Consider the following 24,708-nt stretch of genomic DNA (forward strand, 5'->3'; position numbering starts at 1 on the left):
CCATGAACATTTCCAAGTTTTTCATCGACCGCCCCATCTTCGCCGGGGTGCTGTCCATCCTCATCCTCCTGGCCGGGGTGCTGTCCGTCTTCCAGCTGCCCATTTCCGAATACCCGGAAGTGGTGCCGCCCTCGGTGGTGGTGCGGGCCCAGTACCCGGGGGCCAACCCCAAGGTGATCGCCGAGACGGTGGCGGCGCCCCTGGAGGAATCCATCAACGGCGTCGAGAACATGCTGTACATGCAGTCCCAGGCCAATAGCGACGGCAACCTGGCGGTGACGGTGTATTTCAAGCTCGGCATCGACCCGGACAAGGCCCAGCAGCTGGTGCAGAACCGGGTCTCCCAGGCCCTGCCGCGGCTGCCGGAGGACGTGCAGCGCCTGGGCGTGACCACGGTGAAGAGTTCGCCAACCCTGACCCTGGTGGTGCACCTGCTCTCCCCGGACGACCGCTACGACGCCACCTACCTGCGCAACTACGCCGTGCTCAACGTCAAGGACCGGCTGGCCCGGCTCAACGGCGTCGGCGAGGTTTCCATCTGGGGCGCCGGCAACTACGCCATGCGGGTCTGGCTCGATCCCCAGAAGGTGGCCCAGCGCGGCCTCACCGCCGGCGACGTGGTGCGCGCCATCCGCGAGCAGAACGTGCAGGTGGCGGCCGGCGTCATCGGCGCCTCGCCCAATGCGGGGAACGTGCCCCTGCAGTTTTCCGTGAACGCCCAGGGCCGCCTGCAGACGGAGGAGGAATTCCGCGACATCGTGCTCAAGAGCAGCGGTGAGGGCGGCGTCACCCGCCTCGGCGACGTGGCCCGGGTTGAGCTGGATGCGGCCGAATACGGCCTGCGCTCCCTGCTCGACAACAAGCCGGCCATCGGCATGGGCATCATGCAGTCCCCCGGCGCCAACGCCCTGGAAGTCTCCTCCCAGGTGCGCGAGGCCATGGCCGAACTGGCCAAGGACTTCCCCGCCTCGGTGGAATACCGCATCGAATACGACCCCACCCAGTTCGTCCGCGCCAGCATCAAGGCCGTGGTGCATACCCTGCTGGAGGCCATCGCCCTGGTGGTGCTGGTGGTTATCGTCTTCCTGCAGACCTGGCGCGCCTCCATCATCCCCTTGCTGGCGGTACCCGTTTCCATCGTCGGCACCTTCTCCCTGATGCTGGGCTTCGGCTATTCCATCAACGCCTTGTCCCTGTTCGGCATGGTGCTGGCCATCGGCATCGTGGTGGACGACGCCATCGTCGTGGTGGAGAACGTGGAGCGCAACATCGAGGCCGGGCTGACGCCGCGGGAGGCCACCTACCGGGCCATGCGCGAGGTCAGCGGTCCCATCATCGCCATCGCCCTGACCCTGGTGGCGGTGTTCGTGCCCCTGGCTTTCATGACCGGCCTCACCGGCCAGTTCTACAAGCAGTTCGCCATGACCATCGCCATCTCCACGGTGATCTCGGCCTTCAACTCCCTGACCCTGTCGCCGGCCCTGGCGGCCATGCTGCTCAAGGGCCACGGCAGCGAACCGGACTGGCTGACGCGGCAGATGAACCGCTACCTGGGGGGCTTCTTCGCCGGCTTCAACCGCTTCTTCCGCCGCGCCTCGGACAACTACGGCCGCGGCGTCACCGGCGTGCTGGCGCGCAAGGCCTCGGCCATGGGCGTCTATGCGGTGCTGCTGGGCCTCACCGTGGGCCTCTCCTATCTGGTGCCCGGAGGCTTCGTGCCGGCCCAGGACAAGCAGTACCTGATCGGCTTCGCCCAGCTGCCCAACGGCGCCTCCCTCGACCGCACCGAGGCGGTGATCCGCCAGATGGGGGAGATCGCCCTGGCCCAGCCCGGGGTGCAGAGCGCCATCGCCTTTCCCGGCCTTTCCATCAACGGCTTCACCAACAGCTCCAGCGCCGGCATCGTCTTCGCCACCCTGAAGCCCTTCGACGAGCGGCGCGGCAAGGAGCTGTCGGCGGAAGCCATCGCCGGCGCCCTCAACCAGAAGTACGCCGCCATCCAGGAAGCCTTCATCGCCGTCTTCCCGCCGCCGCCGGTGATGGGCCTGGGCACCCTGGGCGGCTTCAAGCTGCAGATCGAAGACCGGGGCGCCCTCGGCTACGCCGAGCTGGACCGGGCGGCCAAGGCCTTCATGGCGGCCGCGTCCAAGGCGCCGGAGCTGGGCCCCATGTTCTCCAGCTACCAGATCAACGTGCCCCAGCTGGACGTGGACCTGGACCGCACCAAGGCCAAGCAGCAGGGTGTCTCCGTCACCGAAGTCTTCGACACCATGCAGATCTACCTGGGCTCCCTCTACGTGAACGACTTCAACCGCTTCGGCCGCGTGTATCAGGTGCGGGCCCAGGCCGATGCGCCGTTCCGCTCCCGGCCGGAGGACATCCTGCAGCTGAAGACGCGCAACAACCAGGGCGAGATGGTGCCCCTTTCCTCCCTGGTCAAGGTCAGCACCGGCTTCGGTCCGGAAATGGTGGTGCGCTACAACGGCTACACCGCGGCCGACATCAACGGCGGCCCGGCTCCCGGCTTCTCCTCGGCCCAGGCCGAGGCGGCGGTGGAGCGGGTGGCCGCCGAGACCCTGCCCCGGGGCGTCAAGTTCGAATGGACCGACCTCACCTACCAGAAGATCCTGGCGGGCAACGCCGGCATCTGGGTCTTTCCCATCAGCCTCCTGCTGGTGTTCCTGGTACTGGCGGCCCAGTACGAAAGCCTGACCCTGCCCCTGGCGGTGATCCTGATCGTGCCCATGAGCATCCTGGCGGCCCTCACCGGTGTCTGGCTCACCGGCGGCGACAACAACATCTTCACCCAGATCGGCCTGATGGTGCTGGTGGGGCTGGCCTGCAAGAACGCCATCCTCATCGTCGAGTTCGCCCGGGAGCTGGAACTGCAGGGCAGCACGCCCCTGCGGGCGGCCATCGACGCCAGCCGGCTGCGGCTGCGGCCCATCCTCATGACCTCCATCGCCTTCGTCATGGGCGTGGTGCCCCTGGTGCTGTCCAGCGGCGCCGGTTCCGAGATGCGCCACGCCATGGGCATCGCCGTGTTCTTCGGCATGCTTGGCGTCACCTTCTTCGGCCTCTTCCTGACGCCGGCCTTCTACGTCCTGCTGCGCACCCTGGACAAGCGCCACAAGCTCCATTCCGCGGCCCACCACGAGGCCCCCATCACCGCCGTGCCGTCCCTGGAACAGCCCCGTTGAGACGGCAGGAGAGAACCATGACCCCAAGCACAATCCGAATCCCCAGCTTCAAGCCGGCGTTGCCGCTCCTGCTGCTGGCCCTGGCCGGCTGCGCCGTGACGCCTCCCTATCAGCGCCCGGTGGTGGAAACGCCCGCCGCCTTCAAGGAAGCCTCGGCGGAGGGCCAGTGGAAAACCGCCGAGCCGGCGGAGGCCCAGCCCCGGGGCGAGTGGTGGAATGTCTTCGCCGATCCGGTGCTGGACACCCTGGAAGCCCAGGCTGCCGTCGCCAACCAGGACCTCAAGGCCGGCCTGGCCCGCCTGGCCCAGGCCCGGGCCCTGCAGCAGAACGCCCGCTCGGCCCTCTTTCCCCAGGTCGGGGTCGGCTTCGGCCCCACCCGCCAGCGTCCCTCGCCGGCTTCCCAGGGCCTGCCGGCGGAGGCCGAGACCAGCCCTGCCACTCTGTGGCGGGCCCAGGCCAGCGTTTCCTACGAGGCCGACCTGTTCGGCCGGGTCAGCAGCGGGGTGGCGGCGGCCGGCGCCGATGCGGCCCAGCGCCAGGCCCTGTTCCATTCCCTGCAGCTGGCCATCCAGGCTGACGTGGCCCAGGCCTATTTCTCCCTGCGGGAGCTGGACGCCCTGGCGGCCCTCTACGCCGATACCGTGGCCCTGCGCCAGCAGACCCTGCAACTGTTCCAGCGCCGCTTCGATGCCGGCGACGTGGGCGAGCTGGAACTGGCCCGGGCCCGCACCGAGCTGGCCGGGGCCGAGGCCGAAGCGGTTGGCGTGGAACGCCAGCGGGCCGTGGCCGAACATGCCCTGGCGGTGCTGCTGGGCCAGGCCCCGGCTGCCTTCAGCCTGCCGCCGGCGCCCCTGGGGCGGATAACGGTGCGGGTGCCCGCCGGCCTGCCGTCGGCCCTGCTGGAGCGGCGGCCCGACATCGCCGCCGCCGAGCAGGCCATGGTGGCGGCCAACGCCCGCATCGGCAGCGCCCGGGCCGCTTTCTTCCCACGCCTCAGCCTGACCGGCGCCCTGGGCTACGAATCGTCGGAGCTGGGGGACCTCTTCAAGTGGTCCAGCCGCGCCTTCGTCCTCGGCCCCCTGGTGGGCACCATGCTGTCCCTGCCCATTTTCGACGGCGGCGCCCGCCAGGCCGGGGTGGACCAGGCCACCGCGGTGTTCGACGAGGAGGCGGCCAAGTATCGCCAGAGCGTGCTGCAGGCCTTCAAGGAGGTGGAGGACAACCTGGCCCACCTGCGCCTGCTGGACCGGCAGTCCGCCTCCCAGGACCAGGCGGTGCAGTCCGCCGCCCGGGCCGCCCGGCTGTCCCAGCTGCAATACCGGGAGGGGGCCCTGAGCTACCTCGGTGTTCTCGATGCGGACCGCAGCGTGCTGCAGCAGCGGCGGGCGGCGGTGCAGCTGGACGGGGACCGGGCCCGGGCCACGGTGGCCCTGATCCGGGCCATCGGCGGCAGTTGGGGCGAGGGCGGGAAAGACGGCGTACAGGATGCCGGGAAAGGGGGCGAGGCCGCGCTGGCCCCGGCACTCCCGGCGCCGGCGGAGGCGCCCCTGGCCCGTGTGGAAGGGATGGCGCCGGCGCGTTGAGGCATGGCCGGGAGGCCCGCCGGTGGCGGGTCTCCGGATGCCAATGTCTGGGAGTCAGATGGGGTGCGGCTCCTGGCAGAGGGGCCGTGGTAATACCCGCTCAGTCCCGCGTGGCGGGCAGGGCGGCGGCGTAGGCCCGTTTGGCCGCCGCCGTCAGGCGCTTGATGCGGTATTCGGCCTTGGAGGCCGTGGAGCGGTCCGGGTGGGCTTCCCAGCCCAGCAGCCGGGCCGGCGGATGGGCCCGGGTGTAGCGGGCGCCCTTGCCCCCGGCGTGGGCGGCGTAACGGGCCGCCACGTCGGTGGTGATGCCGGTGTAGATGCTGCCGTCGGCGCATTCGATGAGATAGAGGAACCAGGGCCGGCCGGCAGCCGGTGCCTCTGCGGGTTCTTCCGGCAACGCATCAGGCAAGGAATCAGGCAAAGAATCAGTCAACGTATCCGGCAACGCTGCCGGCAATGCCGTCGGCGGCCGTTTCGCCCTTTCCTTGCCCGCTGCCTGCGCCGCCTTTTTACGCGGCTTTTTCACTGCTGCTGCCGCCGCTGCCTTGACCATTTCCACCACGATTTTTCGAGCGGCGTTCACGGCTGAAGCGTCGCCCGGGCCGCGGCGGCGGCGATGGCGTCGGCGATGACGGGGGCCAGGGCGGCGGGGAAGTCGTGGCCCATGCCCGGCACCAGGCGCAGTTCGGCGCCGGGAATGTGGGCCGCCACGTCTTCGCCGCAGGCCGGCGGAATGAGGGGGTCGGCGGCGCCGTGCAGCACCACCGTGGGCGCCCGGATGCCGGCCAGCAGGGGGCGCCGGTCGCCGTGGGCGAGGATGGCGGCCATCTGCCGGGCCACGCCCCTGGGGTCGAAGCTGCGCTCGTATTCGGCGGCGAACATGGCCTGCAGCTGTTGCGGGTCTTCCGGGTAGGCCGGGCTGGCGATGGCCTGGTAGCGCTGCAGGGCGTCGGCGACGATGGTGTCCCGCTGCCGTTCCCGGGGCAGGGGGGCGAACAGGGCAGCGGCTGCGGCGGGCGTGGGCGGCGGCAGGGAAGGGTGGCCGCTGCTGGACATGATGCTGGTGAGGGACAGCACCCGCTGCGGATAACGGGCGGCGACGATCTGGGCGATGGCGCCGCCCATGGAGGCGCCGGCGATGTGGGCCCGGGGAATGGCCAGGGCGTCGAGCAGGCCGACGCAGTCGGCTGCCATGTCATCCAGCGTATACGCGGGTTCCAGGGGCATGCCCCGGAGCGCCGCGCCCAGATTGGGCACCGGGGTATGGTCCAGGTGGGTGGACAGCCCCGCATCCCGGTTGTCGAAGCGGATCAGGCGGAAGCCCCGTTGCAGCAGGGCCTCGCACAGGGCCCGGGGCCAGCGGGTGAGGGGCACGCCCAGGCCCATGATGAGCAGCAGGGGCGGCGCCTCGGCCGGGCCTTCGAGCAGCACTTCCAGTTCGATTCCATTGACGGCGAGACGGGGCATGGCGGGCAGGGGCTGGGGATCGGGACGGGGCATACCTTAGCAGATATGCCCCGCCGCAGTCCGCTCCAGGTGCGGCTTCTGGCGTGCTTGCCGGCGAGCACGCCGCGCCGGGTCAGGCGGCGGCCGGCGTCAGCCAATCGGCGTGGGCCTCGTCTTCGCCCCGGACACAGGCGAAGTAGCGCTGCTGCAGCAGGCGCGTTACCGGGCCGGGCTGGCCTGTGCCGATGCTGCGGCGGTCCACCTCCACCACCGGTGTCACCTCGGCGGCAGTGCCGGTGAGGAAGACCTCGTCGGCGCAATAGACCTCGTCCCGGGTGATGCGCTTGGCCCGCAGGGTGAGGCCCGCCTCCCGGGCCAGGACGTGGATGCTGCGGCGGGTGATGCCGTCCAGGGCCGAGGTGGTTTCCGGCTCCAGCAGTTCCCCGTCCCGCACCAGGAACAGGTTTTCCCCCGAGCCTTCGGCCACGTAGCCTTCCGTGTCCAGCAGCAGTGCCTCGTCGTAGCCGTCGCGGCGGGCTTCCCGCACCGCCAGGATGGAGTTGCTGTAGGTGGAGATGGCCTTGGCCCGGCACATCTGCACATTGGGATGGTGCCGGGCGTAGGAGGAGATGCGCACCCGGATGCCCTGTTCCAGGGCGTCGCCGCCCAGGTAGGCCCCCCAGGGCCAGGCCGCCACCATGACGTGGGTTTGGGCCCCGGCCGGGTCCACCCCCACCTTCTCCGGCCCGAGGAAGACCAGGGGGCGGATGTAGGCGCTGTCGAGGCCGTTGCGGCTGACCGCCTCGCGGCAGACCCGGGCCAGTTCGGCCCGGGGCCAGGGCAGGTCGATGGCCAGGATGTGGGCCGAATCGGCGAGGCGGCGCAGGTGTTCTTCCAGGCGGAAAATGGCCGGCCCCCGGGGCGTGGCATAGGCCCGGATGCCTTCGAAGCAGCCGTAACCGTAGTGCAGGGTGTGGCTGAGGACGTGCACTTTGGCGTCGCGCCAGGGCAGCCAGTGGCCGTCGAGCCAGATGAAACCGTCGCGGTTTTCCATGGACATGGGAGTTCCTCCAATACGTCGTGTGGGCAGAGCGTGGGCAAAAACAGCCCCTGCCGGCGGCAGGGGCGGCAAAGCCCGCCCGGGGGTGGGGGCGGCGCGGGTGTCCGGACGTGGATGGAACGGCGGGGCGCTGGCCCGCCGCTGCCCGGTGGGGCGGCGGTGGCACAGCGGATGCAGCGGTAGGGCAAGGATGGGGGAGGGCCGGACCCGGCTCAAACGAAACGAGGCGGGTTGGGATGAATATATTTCACCTGGATTGAGTGCCGGGGGCGGCGACTTCCGTGGGCCGGGTGCGGGCGGCATGGCGCGGCACCACGGCCGACCGTGGCGCCGGCGCTGGCCTGGCAGCAGCGCTGGTCATGGCAATGGTGGGCGCGAAAGGAGAGGCGGAGAGGGCGGCGCCCGTGGCTACGCCCTGGGCCTCAGGCGGCGCCGACCCGCTCCAGGAAGCCTTGGGGCACCCGGGTCACCTTGCGCGGGCCGTAGTCGAAGAAGACGATGCCGGTCTTGCCCCGGGCCACTTCCCGGCCGCTTTCCTTGTCGCTCATGCGCCACAGCAGGTCGCAGCCGTACTTGTTGAAATCCGCCGGCGCCATTTCCACCACCATGGTCTCGCCGTGGAAGGCTTCGGCCTTGTACTGCAGGGCCGCGTCCACCACCACGATGCCCACGCCTTCCACGTCCAGCTCGGTGTAGCCGAGGGACTTGAAGAAGCGCACCCGGGCCTCCGACACCAGGGTCAGCAGCAGGGCGTTGTCCAGGTGGCCGCCGTAATTGATGTGGCCGATGTAGAGGGGAATCTCGGTGGCGAAGGCAAAGCGTTCGGGCAGTTCGATCTGGATGCGGGCCATGGTCGGGGTCGGGAGTGAGTGGCTGACTGCCGGATGCTAACCCAAGGCGGCGGCGGGACAAATCGCCGTAGCGTCGGTGAGTCGCCAGACTCACGCCAATTATTTGCTACCATCCGTACGTGATCTTCTGCATGGCGTACGCATGTCAGCCAAACGGCCCAAGCTCTATTTCGCCTTCTTCATCCTGGCCGTTCTTGGAACGGTGGTGCCGGCTGCCTTCCTGCTTGGTTCGGCCTATTACAGCGAACACCGCCAGGCGGCCCAGGATGCGCGCAACATCGCCGGCGTGCTGGAGGCCCGTCTTGAAGCCACCCTGCGCCGCATCGAGTCCAACCTGGGGGAACTGGTGGCCGACCTGCCGCGTCAGGCCCTGCATCCCGGCGCCTTTCCCCGTTACGGCAAGCTCATGCAGCGGCAGCTGGCCCTGCGGGCCAGTCATTTCCCGGAAATCGTCGGCCTGCGCATCCTCGATGCGCAAGCCAATGTGCTCTACGCTTCGGATGTGGTCCGGCCCAAGGTGAATCTGCAAGATCGCAGCTATTTCCAGGCCTTGCGCCAGAATCCCGGGACTCATCTGTACTTTTCCGAAGTGATGGAAGGCCGCATTTCCGGCCGTACCCAGGTGGTGGTGGCCATGCCCATTCGTCTGGATGACGGGGCCTTTGCCGGGGTGGCGGTGGCGGCCCTGGACATACGCTACTTCCAGCAACTCTTCGACGCCATCGACCTGGGGCCCCGGGGGGTGATCACCTTCCGCCGCTCCGACGACGGCCGCCTGGTGCTGCGCCGGCCCGAGCGGCCGGGCACGGTGAACCAGACCCTGAGCAACAATCCCATGCACTTGCGGGTGGAGGCCGGCGAGCGGGAGGGCGTCATCAGCTACCGGGCCGCCCTCGACCAGATGGAGCGGGTATACGCCTTCAAGCGCATCGGCGACTTTCCCTTCTACGTGGCGGTGGGCATCGCCGCCAAGGATTTCCTGGCGCCCTGGTATCTGACCCTGGGCATTACCAGTGGCGTCGAGCTGATTTTCCTCGCCGGCCTGGGGATGCTGCTGTGGCGCCTGGACCGGGCGGAGCGGCGCCGGGCCGCGGCCAGCCAGGCCCTGGCCAGCAGCGAGCGGCGTTTCCAGCAACTGCTCGATTCCGCCGGCGAGGGCATCTGCGGCCTGGACCGGCAAGGCCGGCTGACCTTCGCCAACCCGGCAGCCCGGCGCCTGCTGGGCTACGGGGAGGAACTGCCCCGGGGCGATTTCCTGCAACAGGTGTACGCCGACGATGCGGGTGCCGCCCTGCGCACTTGCCTGGAGGAGGATCGCTCGGTGCACAGCGACGACGCGCTGTTCGCCCGGGCCGACGGCAGCCGTTTCCCGGTGCAGTACGACCTCTATCCCCTGGCTCAGGAGGCGGGCGTGGCCCAGGGCGCGGTGCTGCTCTTTGCCGACATCGCCGAGCGCAAGCGCCACGCCGACCAGATCGAATACCTGGCCCACCACGACGCCCTCACCGGCCTGCCCAACCGGCTCCTGGCCGAGGACCGCTTCAACCAGGCCCTTGCCGCCGCCAGCCGCCGCGGCGAACAGGTGGCCCTGCTCTTCCTCGACCTGGACGGCTTCAAGACCATCAACGACTCCCTCGGCCACGAGGTGGGGGACAAGGTGCTGCGGGCCGTGGCCGACCGCCTGCGCAGCCACCTGCGGGAGAGCGACACGGTGAGCCGCTTCGGCGGCGACGAGTTCCTGGTGATCATGCCCGGGCTGCAGCAGGTGGAAGTGATCTACCCGGTGATCGGCAAGCTGCTGGCCTGTCTGGAACAACCCCTGGCCCTGGAGCACTACCAGCTGTCCACTTCCGTTTCCATCGGCGTCGCCGTCTTCCCCCACGACGGACGGGACTTCACCACCCTGATGCAGAAGGCCGACACGGCCATGTACCACGCCAAGGACGCGGGCCGGAACACCTACCGCCTCTTCGACGAGGCCATGAACCTGCACGCCCAGGAGACCCTGCGCCTGCGCAACAACTTCCAGCGCGGCCTGGACGGCGACGAATTCGTGCTGCACCTGCAACCCCAGGTGGACCTGGCCAGCGGCCAGGTGGTGGGAGCCGAGGCCCTGGTGCGCTGGCAGGACGGCAGCCGGCTGATTGCCCCGGCCCATTTCATCCCGGTGGCCGAGAGCAGCGGCTTCATCGTGCCCCTGGGCCAGTGGGTGCTGCGGGAATCCTGTCGCCTGGCGGCCCGCTGGCAGCGGGAGCTGGGACGGGAGGTGACCATCGCCGTGAACATCTCCGCCATCCAGTTCAAGCGCGGCGACCTGGAGCGCACCGTGGCCGAGGCCCTGGCCGAGAGCGGCCTGCCGCCCCATCTGCTGGAGCTGGAGCTGACCGAGAGCACCCTGCTCAACCAGACCGAATCCGTCCTGTCCACCCTGCGCACCCTGCGGGACCAGGGGGTGCGCCTGTCCATCGACGATTTCGGCACCGGCTATTCCAGCCTGGCCTACCTGAAGCGCCTGGCGGTGAACAAGCTGAAGATCGACCAGTCCTTCGTGCGCAACCTGGACGGCGATGCGGAGGATGCGGCCATCGTTCGCGCCATCATCGAAATGGCCCACCGCCTCAACCTGCGCACCGTGGCCGAAGGGGTGGAAACGGTGGAGGTGCTGCAGAGCCTCCGCCGCTTCGCCTGCGACGAGGCCCAGGGCTACTACTTCGCCCGGCCCCTGCCGGTGGATGAGTTCGAGCGCTTCCTGGCCAGCTGGCCGGGGCTGCTGCCGGGGCGCATGGCCTACTGAGACGGGCGGGAGTTCGCCGTCGGCGAGTCGGCCTTGCTGTTGGGGCACGGCGGACGGCCGCCCGCTGCCCTCCGGCGAGATGCCCTAGGTGGCCTTGGCGGAGCGCACCAGCCAGCGGATGAAGTCCATGGCGCCCCGCTTCTCCTGCACTGCTGGCGGGGCTACGACGTAGAAACTGCGGTCCGGACAGTCCTGGGGGAAGGGGCGGCTGAGGCGGCCCTCGGCCAGGTAGGGGGCCGCCAGGGTCTCCGCCATGAGGGCCACGCCGTGGCCCGCCACTGCCGCTTCCAGCATCAGCAGGGCATCCTCGTAGAGTGGGCCCTCCTTGGGCTCGGCATGCTTGACCCCGGCGGCGGCAAACCAGCGCTGCCAGGAGAGCAGGGGATGGCGCAGCAGGCGGACGTGGTCCAGGTCCAGGTCCGCCGGCGTGTGCAGTTGGGCTGCCAGGGTCGGGCTGCAGACGGGGAAGACCCGCTCCTCGAACAGCTTCCAGGCCAGCAGCCCGGGCCATTCCTCCTCGCCGTAGCGCAGGCCGATGTCGGCCTCGCCGGCCAGCAGGGGAGCCAGGCTGGTGGCGGTGCCCAGGCTGAATTCCGTTTCCGGGTGCTGCTGCTGCCAGGCCGCCACCCGGCTCACCAGCCACTTGCTGCCCAGGGCCGGGGCGGCGGAAATGCGCAGGCGGGTTTTCTCCGGCGCCCGCAGTTCGGCGCTGGCCTCGTCCAGGCGCAGCAGGGTGTCCCGCACCACGGCCAGGTAGCGGCGGCCGGCGGCGGTGAGGGCGATGGCCCGGTGCCGCCGCTCGAACAGACTCTGGCCCAGGTGTTCTTCCAGCAGGCGGATGCGGTGGCTTACCGCCGAGGGCGTCAGGTGCAGGGCTTCGGCGGCGGCGAGGAAACTGCCCAGGCGGGCGGCAGCCTCGAAGGCGGGCAGGGTGTGCAGGGGCGGCAGGTCGTGCATGGCGGCGGCGGGTCGGAATCCAGCCTGCATTGTGACCCGGCAGCCGGCGGTGAAGCCAGCTTGCCGGGATACATTGAGCAATTACGGTCAGGATTTGTTGCGCCCCTTCGCCCATAGTGCGTGCTGCGAACAGGAGGAAATGATGAACGACGACCGAATCAGCCGCTACGCGGCGCGCTTTGACAAGGTGCTGGCCTATATCGAGGCCCACCTGGACGAGCCGTTGACGGCGGAGCGCCTGAGCCGGGTCGCCCATTTCTCCCGTTTCCACTTCGATCGGCAATTCGCCGATTTTCTCGGCACCAGTGCGACCCGCTATCTCCTGCTGCTGCGGCTGCGACGGGCTTCCTTCAAGCTCGCCTTCCAGCCCCGGATCCGGATCATCGACATCGCCCTGGAGGCCGGCTTTGAAAACCCGGAATCCTTTTCCCGCGCCTTCCGCCACATCTTCGGCCAGTCGCCCAGCCAGTTCCGGCGGCAGCCCGACTGGCAAGGCTGGAGCGAGCGCTACCGGTTCCGGTTACCCGAAAGGAATGTCACCGTGCAGGTTGAAATTGTAGAAATTGAAAGCACCCTGATTGCCGCCCTGGAACACCTGGGCCCCGCCGAGAAGGTCAACGACTCGGTTGCCCGCTTCATCGACTGGCGCAAGTCCACCGGCCTCTCGCCCAAGGACAGCAGCCGCACCTTCGGCATCGCCTACGACAACCCGGACACCACCGAGCCGTCCCGCTTCCGCTTCGACATCGCCGGCGAAGTCTCGGCCCAGGTGCCGCCCAATGCCCAGGGCGTCGTCACCAAGGAAATCCCCGGCGGCCGCTGCGCCCGCGTGCGCCACCTGGGCTCCCACATGCGCATCGGCGAGAGCATCTATCCCCTCTACCGAAACTGGCTGCCGGGCAGCGGCGAGGAACTGCGGGACTTCCCCCTGTTCTTCCACTACCTCAACCTGCTGCCGGATACGCCGGAGAATGAACTGGTGACGGATATCTATCTGCCGCTGAAGTAAGTCGTCCGGTCTGACAGGAACGGGCAGTCAGTTGCCGGAAGGCGACTGACTGCCCGTTTCCGTACTGGCATTTCCGTCGCTGTTAACGAGTTCAATCAGCCACTCGGCAAAGGCATCCACCTCCGGGCGCTTGGACGAGGGGCTGCGCAGCAGGTAGTAGGCGCGTCGGCCCGGGGTGGGTTGGGGCGGGGCCAGGGGGATCAGGCGGCCGGCTTCCAGGTGGTCGCGGATCAGGGGCAGGCGGCCCAGGGCTGCGCCCTGGCCGGCCAGGGCGGCGTAGATGCACTGGTCGTAGTGGTTGAACTGCAGCAGGGCCTTGGCGGCGGGCGGGGTCGGGGCCAGTTGGCTGAGCCAGCCTTCCCAGCGCAGCCAGGGATAGTCCCGGCCGTCCTCGAAGGAGAGCAGGGTGAGATGGGGCAGGTTGGCGGCGGAAAGCCGGGGGCCGTCCGGCAGGCTCGCAGCCAGGGGCGGTGCCACGACGGGGGCCAGGGTTTCGTCGAAGAGTTTGAGACTGCCGGCGGGGGCTGCTTCCGGGGTGCCGTAGCGCAGGGCCACGTCCACTTCCTCCGCTTCCAGATCCACCGCCCGGTTGTCGGCGGAGACCCGGATGCCGATATCAGGATGGCGGGCCTGGAAGCCTGAAAGCCGGGGCACCAGCCACAGGGCGGCGACGCCGATGGAGGCGGAGATGGTGACTCGGGGAAGGCTCCGGGATGCGGTGATGTCTTCCACCGTGCTGCCCAGGCGGGCCAGCACTTCGCTGGCGGTGCGGAACAGGCGTTCGCCCTCCGGCGTCAGGTGCAGGGCCCGGGTGCTGCGCTGGAACAGGGCCACGCCCAGTTGTTCCTCCAGGGTCTGGACCTGGCGGCTGATGGCCGACTGGCTCAGGTGCAGCTCTTCCCCCGCCTTGGTGAAGGAGAGGTGGCGGGCGGCGGCGACGAAGCCCTTGAGGGGGTCCAGGGGCGGCAGGCGGTGCAGGGGCAGGCTCATGGCGGGGTTGAGTATTTATGCGTTTATTGCATCAATTGAATGCGGATTTCCCGTTTGTATGTTGTGCATAGCCTTTCCATACTTCATTCATGGCGTGGCTGTACTGATATGGCCATATCAAAAGCGCATGAATGGAGGATAGGAAAATGGAAGCGATCCGGCAAGGCCAGGCAGCGGGCCAGACAACGCAGTGGCTGCATCTGGAACTGGAACGGCGGGAAATGCTGGTGCTGGCCGATGCCCGGGGCCAGACCCTGGAGTGCCGCACGGGCGAGTTGTGGCTGACGGAGGATGGCGGGGGCGACCGGATTCTCCGGCCCGGCGAAGCCCATGTGGTGGCCGGCAACGGCTGTCTGGTGGTTTCGGCCTGCCAGGATGCCCGCTTTGTCCTCGGCGGTGGGGGGCACGATCCGGCCACGGTTTCCCTGCAGCCGGTGCGGGGCTTTCTCGCCAGCCTGCTGCCCCACGAGCTGTCCGGCCTGGGCGGTCGCGGCCCGGCCTGAGGTCGGGAATCAATAGGCCCCGCCGCCGGTCCCATTCTGCAACCAGACCTTGCCGCCGAGTCTTCCCATGGATCGCTTTACCCCACCGGCCCCAACCATCATTCCCTTGAGCCTCACCGCTGCCGACGGCTATCTCCTGGCCGCCCACCATTGGCAGCCTGAGGGCGTGCCCCGGGCGGTGGTGGTGATCAACCCGGCCACCGCAGTGAAGGCCGCCTACTACCACCGCTACGCCCGCTTCCTGGCGGAAAACGGCTTTGCCGTGCTGACCTACGATTACCGGGGTATCGGCGCTTCGCGCCAGGGCAGCCTGCGCCGCTGGCGCCACGTCTCCAAGCTGGATTGGGGCCGCTACGACTGCGAAGCGGCCCTGGCCTGGGCGCGGCAGACCTATCCCGATTTGCCCCTGCATCTGGTGGCCCACAGCATCGGCGGCCTGCTGCTGGGTCTGGCCCCCTCCGGGGCGGCGGTGCAGCGGGCCTTCACCGTGGGCAGCCAGTTCGCCTACTGGCCCGACTACGGCCCGGGCAAGCCCCTCATGTGGCTGCGCTGGCATGTGCTGATGCCGCTGCTGACCGCCGTGCTCGGCTACTTCCCGGCCCGGCGCCTGGGCTGGCATGAGGACCTGCCCGCCGCAGCCGCCTACGAATGGGCCTTCCGTCCGGCCTCCCTGGAGAAGTCCTATCGGCGCCATGTGCGGGACGGGGCCGATCCCCTGGCCCATTTCGACGGCTTCCGCGGGGAGATGCTGGCGGTGAGCATTACGGACGACTCTTTCGGCACCCCGGCGGCCATCCGCCGCCTGCTGGGCTACTACCGGGGTGCCCGGCGCCATCATGTGCACCTGTCGCCGGCCGCGGCCGGAGTGGAAGCCATCGGCCACTTCGCCTGGTTCCACGAACGTTTCCGCCCCACCCTGTGGCAGGACTCCCTGGCCTGGTTGCGGGACGGCAGCCTGACCCGCGCGCCCCGGGAAACCCTGGCGCCCGAAACTGGTGCCGGGGCTTAGGGAATCAGCCGATCTTGGGGCGTTCCTTGGCCGAGTAGTTGCTGAAGTGTCCCTCCTTGGCCGCCTGGGCACGGCCGGCGGCCACCAGGCCGGCTGTCTTGCCCTGGGGGGCGGGCAGGGAGACCAGCTTTTCCAGCTGCCCGCTGCCACATTTCGGGCAGGCCGGCACGGTACTGGCCCGCACCAGCAGTTCAAAGGTGTGCTGGCAGGCCTGGCACTGGTAGTCGTAGAGGGGCATGGGGCACTCCTGTCGCAATGACGACAATCGAAGGGGAATGCCCGAGAAACGCAAGAAGGGTGCCGGGGAAAAGCATTGGCCACAGAGGGCACAGAGATCACAGAGGGAGGACGTCCCCCCAGTCAATGGCCTTCGGTCAGCGATACAAGCAACTTCTTCCCGGGGGGACGTTGCCCCCGGGGTTCACAACTCTGTGCCCTCTGTGTCCTCTGTGGCTATGCAGCCTTTCAGGTCGTCGCCTTGGCCAACGCCTGGTCGATGTCCCAGAGGATGTCGTCCAGGGTCTCCAGGCCCACGGAGAGGCGGATCAGGTCCGGCGGCACGCCGGCGGCGGTCTGCTGTTCCGGGGTCATCTGGCGGTGGGTGGTGGAGGCCGGGTGGATCACCAGGGTCTTGGCGTCGCCGATATTGGCCAGGTGGGAAAGGAATTCCACGCTGTCGATGAACTTCTGCCCGGCGGCCGCCCCGCCCTTGATACCGAAAGTGAGCACGGCACCGGCCCCCTTGGGCAGGTATTTTTGCGCCAGATCGTGGTACTTGCTGGAGGGCAGGCCCGGGTAATTGACCCATTCCACCTGGGGGTGGGCTTCCAGGTGCCGGGCGATGGCCAGGGCGTTGCTGCAATGGCGATCCATGCGCAGGGAGAGGGTTTCCACCCCTTGCAGCAGCAGGAAGGCATTGAAGGGGGAGAGGGCCGGGCCGAAGGTGCGCAGGCCTTCCATGCGGCACTTGGCGGTGAAACCGAAGTTGCCGAAGGTCTCGTAGAACTTGACGCCGTGGTAGCCCGGGCTGGGCTCGGTCATGGTGGCGAACTTGCCGTTGTCCCAGGGGAACTTGCCCGATTCGACGATGATGCCGCCCAGGGTGGTGCCGTGGCCGCCGATGAACTTGGTGGCCGAGTGCACCACGATGGCGGCGCCCCATTCGAAGGGCCGGCACAGGTAGGGGCTGGCGAAGGTGTTGTCCACGAAGAGGGGCAGGCCGGCGGCGTTGGCGATTTTCGCCACGGCCTCGATGTCCAGCACGTTGAGGCCCGGGTTGCCCATGGTCTCGGCGTAGATCACCTTGGTCTTGGGGGTGATGGCCTTGGCGAAATTCTCCGGATCGTCGCTGTCCACGAAAATGGTATTGATGCCCAGCTTGCGGAAATTCACGTCCAGTTGGGTGTGGGTGCCGCCGTAGAGGGTGCGGGCGGCGACGATCTCGTCCCCGGCCTCGCACAGGTTGAGCAGGGCCACCATCTGGGCGGCCATGCCGGAGGCCACGGCCACGGCGGCCTTGCCTCCTTCCAGGGCAGCGATGCGTTCTTCCAGCACGGCCACGGTGGGGTTGGAGAGGCGGGAATAGACGTTGCCGAAGGTCTGCAGGTTGAAGAGGCTGGCGGCGTGCTCCGGCGAATCGAAGACGTAGGCGGCGGTCTGGTAGATGGGCGTGGCCCGGCTGCCGGTGGCGGCGTCGGGCACCTGCCCGGCGTGGAGGGAAAGGGTGTCGAACCCGAACTGGTGGTCGGCCATGGTGTGTTCTCGGGAAATCGGACGGATCAGGTGGGTCTACGGGAGGAGACGATGCCCGTATTCACGCCCATGAAATTGAGGCCGCCGAAGAGGCGGGCGTATTCGATCTTGACGCAGCGGTCCTCGATCACGGTGAGGCCGGCGGCTTCGGCGATCTGGCGGGCTTCCTCATTGATTACGCCCAGCTGCAACCACAGTACCTTGGCGCCGATGGCCACCGCCTCCCGGGCGATGGGCACGCAGTCTTCCGGCTTGCGGAAGACGTCCACGATATCCACCTTCTCGGGAATGGATTTGAGGTCCGGGTAGCACTTCTCCCCCAGGATCTCCGGGTACTTGGGATTCACCGGGATGATGCGGTAGCCCCGTTCCTGCATGTACTTGGCAGCGAAGTAGCTGGGGCGGTTCCAGTCGGCGGAGAGGCCGACCACGGCGATGGTGCGGTTTTCTTTCAGGACCTGGCGCAGGGTGGCAAGTTCGCTCATGCAAGTGTTCCGTGTGAGGGGTGGGGCGGGCGGCCCCGGGTTCCCCTCGGGTCTGCCGTGTTAGCCGTGGCACCAGGTGGGGTGGCGCTTGTCGATGAAGGCATCGATGCCTTCCCGGGCGTCCCTGGCCTGGAGATTGTGCACCATCACCCCCTTGGCGTAGGCGTAGGCCTCGTCCAGGGGCAGCTCAGCCTGGCGGTAGTAGGCGGCTTTGCCCACGGCCAGGGTGTGGCGCGACTTGCTGGCGATTTTAACCGCCAATGCTTCCACCGCGACATCCAGTTGTTCCCCGGACACGTGCTCGTTGATGAGGCCGAAACGCAGGGCCGTGGGGGCATCGATGAGGTCGCCGGTGAGCAGCATCTGCAGGGCGTGCTTGTGGGAGACATTGCGCGACAGGGCCACCATGGGGGTGGAGCAGAAGAGGCCGATATTGACGCCGGGCGTGGCGAAGCGGGCGTCGTCCGCGGCGATGGCCAGGTCGGCGCTGGCCACCAGCTGGGCCCCGGCGGCGGTGGCGATGCCATGCACCCGGGCGATCACCGGCTGGGGCAGGCTGACGATGCGCTGCATGAGCCGGGCGCAGGCCTCGAAAAGGTCTTCGGCATAGCTTGCGCCGTAGTCGGCGCCGCGCATTTCCTTCAGGTCGTGGCCGGCGCAGAAGGCCGGGCCGTTGCCGGCCAGGATCACCACGCCGATGCTCGGGTCGGCGGCGATGCGATCGAACTCGGCCTGCAGGGCGGCGATCATGGGCCGGGAAAGGGCGTTGCGGGCGGCGGGGCGGTTGAGGGTGAGGCGGGCGATGCCGTCCTTGTCGTGGCGCAGTACCAGGGCTTCTTCGCTCATGTGCTGTTCTCCTTTTGTTGTTACTTGAGGGCCTGTTCCAGATCGGCCAGCAGGTCTTCCACGTCTTCGACGCCGACGGAAAGGCGTACCAGGCCGTCGTCGATGCCGATGCGGCGGCGCTGCTCAGGGGGGACCGAAGCATGGGTCATCAGGGCCGGCAGTTCGATCAGGCTTTCCACCCCGCCCAGGCTTTCGGCCAGGACGAAGATTTTGGTGTTTTCCAGCAGCTTCTTCGCCGCCGGCAGGCCGCCCTTGACCACGGCGGAGACCATGCCGCCGAAGCCGCGCATCTGGCGCTTGGCCAGTTCATGCTGGGGGTGGCTTGCCAGGCCGGGGTAATGGACCTTCTCGATGGCCGGATGCTGTTCCAGCCAGCGGGCGATGGCCTCGGCGTTGGCGCAGTGGCGTTCCATGCGCAGGGCCAGGGTCTTCAAACCGCGCAGGGCGAGGAAAGCGTCGAAAGGCCCCAGCACTGCGCCGGCGGCGTTCTGCAGGAAGGCCAGGCGCTCGGCCAGTTCCGGATTGGCGGTGACGGCGACGCCGGCGATCACGTCGGAATGGCCGTTCAAGTACTTGGTGGCCGAATGCACCACGATGTCGAAGCCGTGTTCCAGGGGGCGCTGGATCCAGGGGCTGGCGAAGGTGTTGTCGGCTACGGTGAGGAGGCCCCGGTTCTTGCCGATGGCGGCCACCAGGTCCAGATCCACCAGCTTCAAGAGCGGATTGCTCGGGGTTTCCACCCATAGCAGCTTGGTTTCCGGGGTGATGGCGGCCTCGATGCTCTCTCTGGAGGAGAAGTCGGCATAGGTCACCTTGAGGTCGGCGGAATTGCTGCGCACCCGGTTGAAGAGGCGCACGGAGCCGCCGTAGAGGTCGTCGGAGGCCACCACATGGCTGCCGGCGGGCAGCAGTTCCAGCACCGTGGCGCTGGCGGCCAGGCCCGAGGCGAAGGCGAAGCCGTGGCTGGCCCCTTCCAGGTCGGCGATGCAGCGCTCCAGGGCCAGACGGGTGGGGTTGGCGCTGCGGGCGTAGTCGAAGGTGGCTCCGGCGTACTGCTTGGGCTCGTTGAGGGCCGGCTGGACGTAGGTGGAGGTGGCGTAGATGGGGATGGAGACGGCGCCGGTGGTGGGGTCCGGCTCCTGGCCGGCATGGATGGCGCGGGTGGCAAAACCTTGTTTGTGGGTCATGGGGGAGGCTCGAAAAAATCTAAAACCGGAGCCACAGAGGACACAGAGAGCACAGAGGGGAAAACCATCGGCGCCAGAAATGCCGGGGGCGCTTTTCCTGCACCCCGGCAAGCTAACGGTCCTTTGGGTTTTATCTCTGTGTTCTCTGTGCCCTCTGTGGCAAAAAGATTTAGCTCTTAGCTCTTCAGCTTGCGCCGCAGGTGGTTGAGCAGGTCGATGCGGGTCACCAGGCCGAGGAAGCGGTCGCCGTCCACCACGATGGGCACCAGGCCCTGGTCGAAGAGGGGCAGCAGGTCGCTGATGGGGGCCGTGGGGGGCAGGGTGGTGAGGCGGCTGGTCATGAATTTCTTCACCGGCTGGCGGAAGTTGGCCTCGTCCTTGGTGATGGCCAGCAGCAGATCGGATTCGTCGATGAGGCCGACGATCCGGCCTTCGTCGTTGGTCACCGGCAGCTGGGAGACGTCGTAGAGCTTGAAGCGGCCGTAGGCGGTGAGCACCGTATCCGTCGGCGCCACGGTGACCACGGCGCCCTCGTCGGCGCGGCGGCCGATGATGTCCCGCAGGTCGCCCCGCACGTCCTTGGGCAGGAAGCCCTGGTCCGCCATCCAGAAGTCGTTGTACATCTTGGAGAGGTAGCGGTTGCCGTGGTCGCAGACGAAGGTGACCACGTGTTCCGGCTTGGTGCGGGTGCGGCAGTAGCGCAGGGCCGCGGCCAGCAGGGTGCCGGTGGAGGAACCGCCCATGATGCCTTCCTTGCGCAGCAGTTCCCGGGCGGCGGCGAAGCTCTCGGCGTCGGGCACGGTATAGGCCTCGCGCACCCCGGTGAGGTCGCAGATGGGGGGAATGAAATCCTCGCCGATGCCTTCCACCAGCCAGGAGCCGGCCTCCTTGATGTAGCCGTGGGCCACGTAGTCGGCCAGCACGGAGCCGGCCGGATCGGCCAGCACCATCTTCACCCGGGGCGATTTCTGGCGGAAGAAGCGGGTCAGGCCGGTGAGGGTGCCGCCGCTGCCGACGCCGCAAACCACTGCGTCGATGCGGCCCTTCAGCTGGGACCACAGTTCCGGCCCGGTGCCGGTCTCGTGGGCCTTGGGATTGTTGGGGTTGCCGAACTGGTTCACATACCAGGCGCCGGGAATCTCGCTGGCCAGGCGCTGGGCCATGTCCTGGTAGTACTCGGGATGGCCGACGCCCACGTCGGAGCGGGTCATCACCACCCGGGCCCCCAGGGCCTTCAGGGCGAAGATCTTTTCCTGGCTCATCTTGTCCGGCACCACCAGCACCACCTTGTAACCGCGCTGGGCACCCACCAGGGTGAGGGCCAGACCGGTGTTGCCGGCGGTGGCCTCCACCAGGGTGGAGCCTGGCTTGATCAGGCCTTCCTTCTCGGCGGCGTCGATCATGGAACGGGCCACCCGGTCCTTGATGGAGCCGCCCGGATTCTGGCTTTCCAGCTTGAGGAAGAGACGGCAGGGGCCGGTGTCGAAGTGGGTCACTTCCACCAGGGGGGTGGCCCCGATCAGGTCCAGGCTGGAGCGGGGCAGGGTGGCGGAAGGAGCGAGGGTGGCGGCGGTATCGGTCATGGAATCTCGGTTCGGCTGGAAGACGAAGGGGGCCGGCGGGGACGGGTGGAGATGGGGGCCGGCCCGGGAAGGGGCGCCGTGGCCGGTTGCGGCAGTCATGGCGCTCCTGGGATGTCGCCCACTGTAATTCCAAGCCGACTTTTACAAAAGGAATAAAAGCGAATGATTTGATATCTGTTGGTTATATCGATTTTGCCCCTGGCGGCATCATCGGCTCCTTTTCCGGCTCTCCCGGGGATGGCGCCAGGGCCAGCATTGACCGGGTTTTCGTCCTTTCGGGAATAAGGGAATAAAAAAATGGAACTTCAGTGCATGAAGAGCCCTGGCTAGAGTGCAGTCATTCCCACGCCATGAGGTTGTCATGCCCCTGTATCTGGTCCAAGGCCATCCCGCCGCTGCGCGTTGCGCCGACCTGGGCGAGCGGCTGGCCCGCATCCACCGGGGCCGGCCCGGCGCCCTGCTCGATCTCCGGGCCGACATGGCCGTCCCCAGGCTGGAGGCGCTGATCGAGGCCCAGGACGGCATCGACGCCCGGGCCGTGCTGGCCCTGGGCAGCCTGGCCAGCTACGGCGTGCATGAACTGCCATCCGGCCCGGGAAGCGGGCCCGGTGCCCAGGTCTTGCCGGGGCCGCCCGCCGGGGCGGCGAACACGGTATCCATGCAAGGAGGGAAAAATGGAGAGGAAAGCACCATGGAAGACGAACTGATCCTGGCCCGGGCCCATGCCCGGGGAGTGGCGGAACGGCTGGCCTACGCCGGCGCTTTGACGCCGGAAGATGCCTGGCTGCTGCTCAAGCTGCGTTCCGATGCCTGCCTGGTGGACGTGCGCAGCGAGGCCGAGCGGGAACTGGTGGGCGCCATTCCCGGGGCCCGGGAGGTGGAATTCATGCGCTATCCGGACTGGGAGGAGAACCCGGACTTCGTCGCCCAGGTGCGCCGGGAGGTGGCGACGCAGGCGCTGGTGCTGCTCATCTGCCGCTCCGGCCAGCGTTCCCACCGGGCGGCGGAACTGCTGCGGCAGGCGGGCTACCGGCAGGTGTACAACGTGCTGGAAGGCTTCGAAGGGGCGAAGGACGCCCAGGGGCGGCGCATCCTCAACGGCTGGCGGCAGCGGGGCCTGCCCTGGCAGCAGTGAGTTTTGTTATTCCGTAAAGAAATAAAAACATCAACAATAAGTATTGGATGGTCTATTTGCGAAAAGGCAATCTGCTTTTGCCGCAACGGCATTCTTAATGCCCAGGGGCCTTCCTTCTCGAGGGCCGGCGGATCAGGATAGGAGATCGCAATGTCACTGCTCATCGTCGGCGCCGACAACGTGCGCACCATCGAAAACGAAGTGGCCCGCCTGGCGCCGGCCCTGCTCGATGCCCCCACCGAGCACTGGAGCGGGCGCAAGGCCGGCGATTCGCGCCGGGTCATTCCCTCCCGCACCCGGCTGGTGGTGGTGGTCTGCGCCCGGGTGAACCACGAACTGCTGCGCCACGTGCGCCGCCAGGCGGAGAAGAGCGACGTGCCCCTGATCTACTGCCGCCATTCGGCCCTGGAGATGCGGGAGAAGCTGGCCGAGTTCATCGGTCGCCAGCCGGCTGCGGCGTGGCAGTGAGCCGCTCGTCTCCTTGCAGCTGTCGTCTGTCCCGAGGCTTTCAGCCTCCCGGCGCCAGGCCCTCGTCGTAGATGCGGTAGCCGTTGCGCCCGGCCTGCTTGGCGGCGTACATGGCCAGGTCCGCATGTTTCATCAGGGTCTGGCTGTCGCTGCCGTGGGCGGGGAAGAGGGCGATGCCGACGCTGGCGGTGATGACGTCCACCCGGATGCGGGCCTGGCCCAGCTCATAGGGTGCCGCCAGGCTGGCGATGATGGTTTCAGCCGCCCGGATGACCCCTGCCGGCGCTCCCACCTCGGCCAGCACCACGATGAATTCGTCGCCCCCCTGGCGCGCCACGGTGTCGCCCTGGCGCACGCAGCGGGTGAGGCGCCGGGCGGCGGCGCTGAGCAGCTCGTCGCCCACTTCGTGGCCATGCACGTCATTGACCTGCTTGAAATGGTCCAGGTCGAGGAACAGCACGCCCACCTGCTGCTGGTGGCGCCGGGCCCGCAGCAGGGCCTGTTCCAGCCGGTCCTGCAGCAGGCGCCGATTGGGCAGGCCGGTGAGGGCGTCGAAATAGGCCAGCTGGCGGATCTTCTCCTGGTCCCGGCGGCGTTCGCTGATGTCCTCCACCTGGACGTCGAAGCACTGGGCCACACCTTGGGTGCTGCGCAGCACGGCGGCCGTCAGCTCCACCCACACCGGGCTGCCGTCGCTGCGCAGGTAGCGCTTCTCCGCCTGCCACACCGGCATTTCGCCCTGGCGCAGGCGGCGCCACATGGCCAGGTCGGCGGCCAGGTCCTCGTCCGGGGTCAGGTCCTCGAAACTGAGGCGCTCCAGGGCTTCCCGGGAGTAGCCGAGAATCTGGCAGAGGGCCTGGTTCACCTTGCCCAGGCGGCCGTCCAGATTGACGATGGCCATGCCCACCGGGGCGAATTCCATGAAATCCCGAAAGCGCTTTTCGCTTTCGAGGAGGGCGATTTCCCTTCCCTTGCGTTCGGTGATGTCGGCGCACAGGCCCACCACCTGGACCAGCCGCCGGTTGCCGTCGCACACCGGCGACAGGGTCAGGGCGGCGGGGAAGACCTGGCCGTCCCGGCGCTGCAGCCACAGTTCGCCGCGCCAGTGGCCGCCATCGGCCAGTTCCTGCATGAACTCCGGCGTCGGCCGTCCCGGCTGGGGCAGCAGCAGGCAGTGGTGGTCCTGGCCGACGATGTCGGCCTCGCTGTAGCCGGTGATGGCGCAGAAGGCGCCATTGACCGTTTCGAAGCGTCCCTCCCGGTCGAGGATGAAAATGCCTTCGCTGGTGTTCTCGAAAATCTGGGAAAACTGGGCGCCGCGGCGCACCAGGGCGTGATGGGCGAAGGCCTGGGCGGTGACCGCCCGCAGTTCCTCTCCGTCCCAGGGCTTGTTGAGGAATTTGTAGATGTTGCCCTGGTTGATGGCGGCGATGACGGCACCGATGTCGGCATAGCCGGAAAGGACCATGCGCACGGCGTCGGGGCGCAGGGCCCGGGCCTGGGCCAGGAATTCGACGCCGCTCATGCCGGGCATGCGGTAGTCGGAGAGGATGACCTGGACGTCGCGGTCGGCCAGTACCGCCAGGGCCTCCTCGCCGCTGGTGGCGGTCAGCACCTCATAGGGGGCGCTGCGGAATTCCCGCTTGAGGGCGTTGAGCAGGGCCGGTTCGTCGTCCACCAGCAGCAGGGTGCGGAATCCGGGGGGAGGGGCGAGGGTCATACCGACAGGGCTCCGAAGGGATGCCAATGGATTGTACGTCGCCAGCCTCCCGGCGGCCCATGTTGGCGTGGCTTCCCCCATGGGCTGCGGCTCCTGGGCCGGTACGCGGCAGCGGATTAAATAGTATCGT

The 24,708-nt window shown here is 68.2% G+C and carries 21 protein-coding genes; 8 read left to right on the forward strand and 13 right to left on the reverse strand.

Annotated features, from left to right (window positions below):
- The first annotated feature begins 2 nt into the window (after positions 1-2).
- Together OEL49_RS04625 and OEL49_RS04630 are read left to right on the forward strand one after the other, a co-directional pair.
- Positions 3-3,200 carry an efflux RND transporter permease subunit gene (locus OEL49_RS04625; protein ID WP_287874086.1) on the forward strand — a complete coding sequence of 1,066 codons (3,198 nt, stop codon included), beginning with the start codon at positions 3-5 and terminating at the stop codon, positions 3,198-3,200.
- 17 nt (positions 3,201-3,217) lie between these two features.
- On the forward strand, positions 3,218-4,783 hold the full coding sequence (locus OEL49_RS04630) for an efflux transporter outer membrane subunit (protein WP_287874087.1): 1,566 nt from the start codon (positions 3,218-3,220) through the stop codon (positions 4,781-4,783).
- 100 nt (positions 4,784-4,883) lie between these two features.
- Here OEL49_RS04630 and OEL49_RS04635 read toward each other — a convergent pair whose 3' ends face one another.
- The 4 genes from OEL49_RS04635 to OEL49_RS04650 all read right to left on the reverse strand — a co-directional run bounded on the left by OEL49_RS04635 (position 4,884) and on the right by OEL49_RS04650 (position 8,140).
- Positions 4,884-5,192, reverse strand: a complete 309-nt coding sequence (locus tag OEL49_RS04635) for a GIY-YIG nuclease family protein (protein ID WP_287874088.1) — start codon at positions 5,190-5,192, stop codon at positions 4,884-4,886.
- Between the two features lie 170 nt (positions 5,193-5,362).
- Entirely contained in the window at positions 5,363-6,283 is a 921-nt protein-coding gene (locus OEL49_RS04640) for an alpha/beta fold hydrolase (RefSeq protein ID WP_014237096.1), read from the reverse strand.
- Between the two features lie 79 nt (positions 6,284-6,362).
- Complete coding sequence (locus OEL49_RS04645; RefSeq protein WP_287874089.1) at positions 6,363-7,289, reverse strand: branched-chain amino acid transaminase; 927 nt, start codon at positions 7,287-7,289, stop codon at positions 6,363-6,365.
- 422 nt (positions 7,290-7,711) lie between these two features.
- Entirely contained in the window at positions 7,712-8,140 is a 429-nt protein-coding gene (locus tag OEL49_RS04650; protein WP_014237098.1) for an acyl-CoA thioesterase, read from the reverse strand.
- A 142-nt stretch (positions 8,141-8,282) separates the two neighbouring features.
- On the opposite strand from OEL49_RS04650, the gene OEL49_RS04655 reads away from it, so the two are divergent.
- Positions 8,283-10,934, forward strand: a complete 2,652-nt coding sequence (locus OEL49_RS04655; protein ID WP_287874090.1) for a bifunctional diguanylate cyclase/phosphodiesterase — start codon at positions 8,283-8,285, stop codon at positions 10,932-10,934.
- Between the two features lie 84 nt (positions 10,935-11,018).
- Here the strand turns inward: OEL49_RS04655 and OEL49_RS04660 are convergent, their stop codons facing one another.
- Complete coding sequence (locus OEL49_RS04660; RefSeq protein WP_287874091.1) at positions 11,019-11,921, reverse strand: LysR substrate-binding domain-containing protein; 903 nt, start codon at positions 11,919-11,921, stop codon at positions 11,019-11,021.
- 112 nt (positions 11,922-12,033) lie between these two features.
- Here OEL49_RS04660 and OEL49_RS04665 point away from each other — a divergent pair, with 112 nt between their 5' ends.
- On the forward strand, positions 12,034-12,900 hold the full coding sequence (locus OEL49_RS04665) for an AraC family transcriptional regulator (RefSeq protein WP_287874092.1): 867 nt from the start codon (positions 12,034-12,036) through the stop codon (positions 12,898-12,900).
- A 27-nt stretch (positions 12,901-12,927) separates the two neighbouring features.
- On the opposite strand, the gene OEL49_RS04670 is transcribed toward OEL49_RS04665, so the two are convergent.
- The gene (locus tag OEL49_RS04670; RefSeq protein ID WP_287874093.1) at positions 12,928-13,890 is read right to left on the reverse strand and encodes a LysR substrate-binding domain-containing protein; all 963 of its coding nucleotides are present in this window, start codon (positions 13,888-13,890) and stop codon (positions 12,928-12,930) included.
- Positions 13,891-14,036: 146 nt separating this feature from the next.
- Here OEL49_RS04670 and OEL49_RS04675 point away from each other — a divergent pair, with 146 nt between their 5' ends.
- Together OEL49_RS04675 and OEL49_RS04680 are read left to right on the forward strand one after the other, a co-directional pair.
- The gene (locus OEL49_RS04675) at positions 14,037-14,393 is read left to right on the forward strand and encodes a DUF2917 domain-containing protein (RefSeq protein ID WP_287874094.1); all 357 of its coding nucleotides are present in this window, start codon (positions 14,037-14,039) and stop codon (positions 14,391-14,393) included.
- Positions 14,394-14,460: 67 nt separating this feature from the next.
- Positions 14,461-15,402, forward strand: coding sequence for an alpha/beta fold hydrolase (locus OEL49_RS04680; RefSeq protein ID WP_287874095.1), 942 nt, complete (start codon positions 14,461-14,463; stop codon positions 15,400-15,402).
- Positions 15,403-15,406: 4 nt separating this feature from the next.
- Here the strand turns inward: OEL49_RS04680 and OEL49_RS04685 are convergent, their stop codons facing one another.
- The 6 genes from OEL49_RS04685 to OEL49_RS04710 all read right to left on the reverse strand — a co-directional run bounded on the left by OEL49_RS04685 (position 15,407) and on the right by OEL49_RS04710 (position 21,354).
- Positions 15,407-15,640: an FmdB family zinc ribbon protein gene (locus OEL49_RS04685; RefSeq protein WP_014237105.1), complete on the reverse strand. Its 234-nt coding sequence runs from the start codon at positions 15,638-15,640 to the stop codon at positions 15,407-15,409.
- Between the two features lie 227 nt (positions 15,641-15,867).
- Positions 15,868-17,154 (reverse strand): O-acetylhomoserine aminocarboxypropyltransferase/cysteine synthase family protein, encoded by a 1,287-nt coding sequence (locus OEL49_RS04690; protein ID WP_287874096.1) that lies wholly within the window; start codon positions 17,152-17,154, stop codon positions 15,868-15,870.
- A gap of 26 nt (positions 17,155-17,180) precedes the next feature.
- Positions 17,181-17,639, reverse strand: a complete 459-nt coding sequence (locus OEL49_RS04695; protein ID WP_287874097.1) for a CoA-binding protein — start codon at positions 17,637-17,639, stop codon at positions 17,181-17,183.
- A 60-nt stretch (positions 17,640-17,699) separates the two neighbouring features.
- Entirely contained in the window at positions 17,700-18,485 is a 786-nt protein-coding gene (locus tag OEL49_RS04700; RefSeq protein WP_287874098.1) for an enoyl-CoA hydratase, read from the reverse strand.
- Between the two features lie 20 nt (positions 18,486-18,505).
- Entirely contained in the window at positions 18,506-19,672 is a 1,167-nt protein-coding gene (locus tag OEL49_RS04705) for a cystathionine gamma-synthase (protein ID WP_287874099.1), read from the reverse strand.
- 176 nt (positions 19,673-19,848) lie between these two features.
- Positions 19,849-21,354 (reverse strand): cystathionine beta-synthase, encoded by a 1,506-nt coding sequence (locus OEL49_RS04710; RefSeq protein WP_287874100.1) that lies wholly within the window; start codon positions 21,352-21,354, stop codon positions 19,849-19,851.
- A gap of 262 nt (positions 21,355-21,616) precedes the next feature.
- On the opposite strand from OEL49_RS04710, the gene OEL49_RS04715 reads away from it, so the two are divergent.
- Positions 21,617-22,390: a rhodanese-like domain-containing protein gene (locus OEL49_RS04715; protein ID WP_287874101.1), complete on the forward strand. Its 774-nt coding sequence runs from the start codon at positions 21,617-21,619 to the stop codon at positions 22,388-22,390.
- A gap of 150 nt (positions 22,391-22,540) precedes the next feature.
- The gene (locus OEL49_RS04720; protein WP_014237112.1) at positions 22,541-22,858 is read left to right on the forward strand and encodes a DUF2325 domain-containing protein; all 318 of its coding nucleotides are present in this window, start codon (positions 22,541-22,543) and stop codon (positions 22,856-22,858) included.
- A gap of 40 nt (positions 22,859-22,898) precedes the next feature.
- On the opposite strand, the gene OEL49_RS04725 is transcribed toward OEL49_RS04720, so the two are convergent.
- On the reverse strand, positions 22,899-24,578 hold the full coding sequence (locus OEL49_RS04725; RefSeq protein WP_014237113.1) for a two-component system response regulator: 1,680 nt from the start codon (positions 24,576-24,578) through the stop codon (positions 22,899-22,901).
- Positions 24,579-24,708 lie beyond the last annotated feature (130 nt).

This window comes from Azospira sp., assembly GCF_030247495.1.
GTDB classification, from domain to species: domain Bacteria; phylum Pseudomonadota; class Gammaproteobacteria; order Burkholderiales; family Rhodocyclaceae; genus Azospira; species Azospira oryzae.

Excerpts from the sequence above, each read along its gene's own strand:
- OEL49_RS04725 (WP_014237113.1), bottom strand. The coding sequence starts at position 24,578 with ATGACCCTCGCCCCTCCCCCCGGATTCCGCACCCTGCTGCTGGTGGAC.
- OEL49_RS04685 (WP_014237105.1), bottom strand. The coding sequence starts at position 15,640 with ATGCCCCTCTACGACTACCAGTGCCAGGCCTGCCAGCACACCTTTGAA.
- OEL49_RS04720 (WP_014237112.1), top strand. The coding sequence starts at position 22,541 with ATGTCACTGCTCATCGTCGGCGCCGACAACGTGCGCACCATCGAAAAC.
- OEL49_RS04645 (WP_287874089.1), bottom strand. The coding sequence starts at position 7,289 with ATGTCCATGGAAAACCGCGACGGTTTCATCTGGCTCGACGGCCACTGG.
- OEL49_RS04690 (WP_287874096.1), bottom strand. The coding sequence starts at position 17,154 with ATGGCCGACCACCAGTTCGGGTTCGACACCCTTTCCCTCCACGCCGGG.
- OEL49_RS04655 (WP_287874090.1), top strand. The coding sequence starts at position 8,283 with ATGTCAGCCAAACGGCCCAAGCTCTATTTCGCCTTCTTCATCCTGGCC.
- OEL49_RS04630 (WP_287874087.1), top strand. The coding sequence starts at position 3,218 with ATGACCCCAAGCACAATCCGAATCCCCAGCTTCAAGCCGGCGTTGCCG.
- OEL49_RS04680 (WP_287874095.1), top strand. The coding sequence starts at position 14,461 with ATGGATCGCTTTACCCCACCGGCCCCAACCATCATTCCCTTGAGCCTC.
- OEL49_RS04705 (WP_287874099.1), bottom strand. The coding sequence starts at position 19,672 with ATGACCCACAAACAAGGTTTTGCCACCCGCGCCATCCATGCCGGCCAG.
- OEL49_RS04660 (WP_287874091.1), bottom strand. The coding sequence starts at position 11,921 with ATGCAGGCTGGATTCCGACCCGCCGCCGCCATGCACGACCTGCCGCCC.
- OEL49_RS04640 (WP_014237096.1), bottom strand. The coding sequence starts at position 6,283 with ATGCCCCGTCCCGATCCCCAGCCCCTGCCCGCCATGCCCCGTCTCGCC.
- OEL49_RS04650 (WP_014237098.1), bottom strand. The coding sequence starts at position 8,140 with ATGGCCCGCATCCAGATCGAACTGCCCGAACGCTTTGCCTTCGCCACC.
- OEL49_RS04675 (WP_287874094.1), top strand. The coding sequence starts at position 14,037 with ATGGAAGCGATCCGGCAAGGCCAGGCAGCGGGCCAGACAACGCAGTGG.
- OEL49_RS04665 (WP_287874092.1), top strand. The coding sequence starts at position 12,034 with ATGAACGACGACCGAATCAGCCGCTACGCGGCGCGCTTTGACAAGGTG.
- OEL49_RS04700 (WP_287874098.1), bottom strand. The coding sequence starts at position 18,485 with ATGAGCGAAGAAGCCCTGGTACTGCGCCACGACAAGGACGGCATCGCC.
- OEL49_RS04710 (WP_287874100.1), bottom strand. The coding sequence starts at position 21,354 with ATGACTGCCGCAACCGGCCACGGCGCCCCTTCCCGGGCCGGCCCCCAT.
- OEL49_RS04715 (WP_287874101.1), top strand. The coding sequence starts at position 21,617 with ATGCCCCTGTATCTGGTCCAAGGCCATCCCGCCGCTGCGCGTTGCGCC.
- OEL49_RS04695 (WP_287874097.1), bottom strand. The coding sequence starts at position 17,639 with ATGAGCGAACTTGCCACCCTGCGCCAGGTCCTGAAAGAAAACCGCACC.
- OEL49_RS04670 (WP_287874093.1), bottom strand. The coding sequence starts at position 13,890 with ATGAGCCTGCCCCTGCACCGCCTGCCGCCCCTGGACCCCCTCAAGGGC.
- OEL49_RS04625 (WP_287874086.1), top strand. The coding sequence starts at position 3 with ATGAACATTTCCAAGTTTTTCATCGACCGCCCCATCTTCGCCGGGGTG.